The 2,404-nt window shown below is 63.4% G+C and carries 4 protein-coding genes; all 4 read left to right on the forward strand.

Annotation, left to right across the window (positions count from 1 at the left end; genetic code table 11):
- The first annotated feature begins 159 nt into the window (after window positions 1-159).
- The 4 genes from L978_RS18125 (at window position 160) to L978_RS18140 (ending at window position 2,152) form a co-directional block, all read left to right on the forward strand.
- On the forward strand, window positions 160-1,065 hold the full coding sequence (locus tag L978_RS18125) for an ArdC-like ssDNA-binding domain-containing protein (protein WP_047524887.1): 906 nt from the start codon (window positions 160-162) through the stop codon (window positions 1,063-1,065).
- Window positions 1,066-1,374: 309 nt separating this feature from the next.
- On the forward strand, window positions 1,375-1,581 hold the full coding sequence (locus L978_RS18130) for a hypothetical protein (protein WP_047524888.1): 207 nt from the start codon (window positions 1,375-1,377) through the stop codon (window positions 1,579-1,581).
- 32 nt (window positions 1,582-1,613) lie between these two features.
- Complete coding sequence (locus L978_RS18135; protein WP_047524889.1) at window positions 1,614-1,874, forward strand: hypothetical protein; 261 nt, start codon at window positions 1,614-1,616, stop codon at window positions 1,872-1,874.
- Between the two features lie 74 nt (window positions 1,875-1,948).
- The gene (locus L978_RS18140) at window positions 1,949-2,152 is read left to right on the forward strand and encodes a hypothetical protein (protein ID WP_047524890.1); all 204 of its coding nucleotides are present in this window, start codon (window positions 1,949-1,951) and stop codon (window positions 2,150-2,152) included.
- Window positions 2,153-2,404: the final 252 nt, after the last annotated feature.

Consider the following 2,404-nt stretch of genomic DNA (forward strand, 5'->3'; position numbering starts at 1 on the left):
CTTTCGCGGCATATCCTCGCGTCTCTCGCTGGCGCTCGGCCGCTCCGGTATTCCACGGTCACTTGCACTCCGGCTGCGCTCTCTGCGCGGCACATTCGTGCCTTCACGGCAAAAAAACGTGAGGGGTAGTTGGTAGTCCGAGACACCGGGAGGTTCATCATGGCACGCACGATCAAGACCCAGAAGACCGCAGAGCAGCGCCGCGCCGAGGCCGACGCCCTGCACGAGTCCATCGCTCAGCAGGTAGAGCAGCTGCGCGACTCCGACGCCTGGCAGCGATTCCTCGACTTCGCCCGTTCGTTTCACTCCTACAGCTTGAACAATGTGCTGTTGATCCTCTCGCAGATGCCGACCGCGACCCGCGTAGCCGGGTTCCGCAAGTGGCAGCAGCTCGGCCGCCAGGTGCGCAAGGGAGAGCGCAGCCTGAAAATCTTCGGGTTCCGTGAGCGTAAGGCCAAGGCCGACGAAGAGAACGAAGACGGCACGCTCGACCAGCTCGACACAGGCGAGCGCGTCGTGTGCTACTTCCCGATGCTCAGCGTGTTCGACATGAGCCAGACCGACCCCACCGACGAATGGATCGACCCGAACCCCGCGCAGCGGCTCGACGGAAACGACGAGGCCGGAATCTACGCCGCCACCGCCGACTACCTCACCGCCCAGGGCTGGACAGTCACCCGTGAGACGATCCCCGGCGAAACCAACGGATACACCACGACAGACGGCACCAAGCGCGTAGTCGTAGACGCAGCGCTCAGCGACGCGCAGGCCGCTAAGACGATCCTGCACGAGGCCGCGCACGTCATCCTGCACAGCTCGGAGGATCACGCCGAGTACGTCGCGCACCGAGGCTTGAAAGAGTGCGAGGCGGAAAGCGTCGCCTACATCGTCGCCGGGATCATCGGCCTTGACACGAGCGCCTACAGCGTCGGCTACGTGGCCGGATGGATCGGAGACGACACCGACACCATCAAGCAGACCGCCGCAAACGTGCTGCGCGCTGCGCACACCATCGCAGACGCGATCACCGAGGCCGACGAAGAGCAGGAAGCCAAGGCCGCCTAAATAGGCCTATAAGACCTATAAGGGATGCCCGAGCAGCCCGCCGCCAGCCAGGCGGCGGGCGAGGGGGTGCCCTCGCGCTCCCCACCACATCGACGGCCGCAAGCGGCCGCAGGGCTTGAACGCTTCGCGTTTCTTGCCGTGAAGCCTGGCGGCACACTACATTCGCTCCACCTGCGCGCAAGTGCTTTCGCGGCATATCCTCGCTCGCTGCGCTCGCTCCGGTATTCCACGGTCACTTGCACTCCGGCATCGCTCATTACGAAGGCGTAAACGCCTTCACGGCAAAAAAACGAGAGGGAGAGAGACACCATGCAGAGCATCAGCACCATCACGACCATCGTTCCCATCGTGGATGACACCGAAATTCCGCGACAGCTTCGCAAGCTCGCAGAGCGCGACGAAGACCTGATGAGCTACGCCCGCAGCGGCTACCGGCTCGCAAGCACCGTGGCGATCACCGGCCCTGAGTTCGTCACGTTCGTAGACACGCTGACCCGTGACCCCGAGCACAGCTAAATAGACCTATTAGACCCAAAGGAGATAAAAGTATGTTCAAGTTCCGCTCGCAGCTCACAGCCGCCCAATGGGCGACGATCCGCGACCTATGCCTGCACGAGCGGCAGCGCCCAGCAGCGCAGCGGCAGGCATTCGGCAGCATTGAAATCATCGTCATCAAGGACGACTTGACCGTGGAGAGCATCACCGTGCACCCGGACGGCCGCGCCGAGAAGTCGGTACTCAACGGCATTGGGGAGGGCTGGACAGAAAGTCAGCTCGATCAGTCCGAAATGGAGTGGATCGAAACCTAGACACCATTAGACCTATTAGGTACAATAGACCTATAAACCCCATAACCCCGAAACCGAACCGAGAGGTTGCACCCATGACCATCGCCGCCGAGCACCTGACCATCACTCTCGAAGACGGCCGCGAGCTGACCGGCCGAACCCCCGTCGAGCTGGCGCACAAGTGGGCAGAGGCCGAGCACGGCGAAGAGTGGCAGCAGCTCAGCGCCGCAAAGCAGAGCATCGAAATCACCGCGGCGCTCGATGCGCTCAACAGGGCTGCGCAGGAGTGCAGCGAATGAGTGCCCGCCGCCCGCGGCCGTTCGGCCGCGGGCACCAGGCGGCAGCGCCTAAGCGCTGCACCGGCCGCATCCGCGACCGGTGCCGCCGACAGAGGGCGGCCATGCGTCGGCCGCTGCGCGGCCGCACATCTTTCAATTCGTATTTTGCCGTGAAGCCTGCGGCATTCTACGTTCGCTCCACCTACACGCAAGTGCTTTCGCGGCATATCCTCGCGTCTCTCGCTGGCGCTCGGCCGCTCCGGTATTCCACGG

This window comes from Microbacterium sp. ZOR0019, from assembly GCF_000800925.1.
GTDB classification, from domain to species: Bacteria; Actinomycetota; Actinomycetes; order Actinomycetales; family Microbacteriaceae; genus Microbacterium; species Microbacterium aurugineum.

Bases quoted from the DNA above. Each gene is read 5' to 3' on its own strand.
- L978_RS18125 (WP_047524887.1), top strand. From the start codon at position 160: ATGGCACGCACGATCAAGACCCAGAAGACCGCAGAGCAGCGCCGCGCC.
- L978_RS18130 (WP_047524888.1), top strand. From the start codon at position 1,375: ATGCAGAGCATCAGCACCATCACGACCATCGTTCCCATCGTGGATGAC.
- L978_RS18135 (WP_047524889.1), top strand. From the start codon at position 1,614: ATGTTCAAGTTCCGCTCGCAGCTCACAGCCGCCCAATGGGCGACGATC.
- L978_RS18140 (WP_047524890.1), top strand. From the start codon at position 1,949: ATGACCATCGCCGCCGAGCACCTGACCATCACTCTCGAAGACGGCCGC.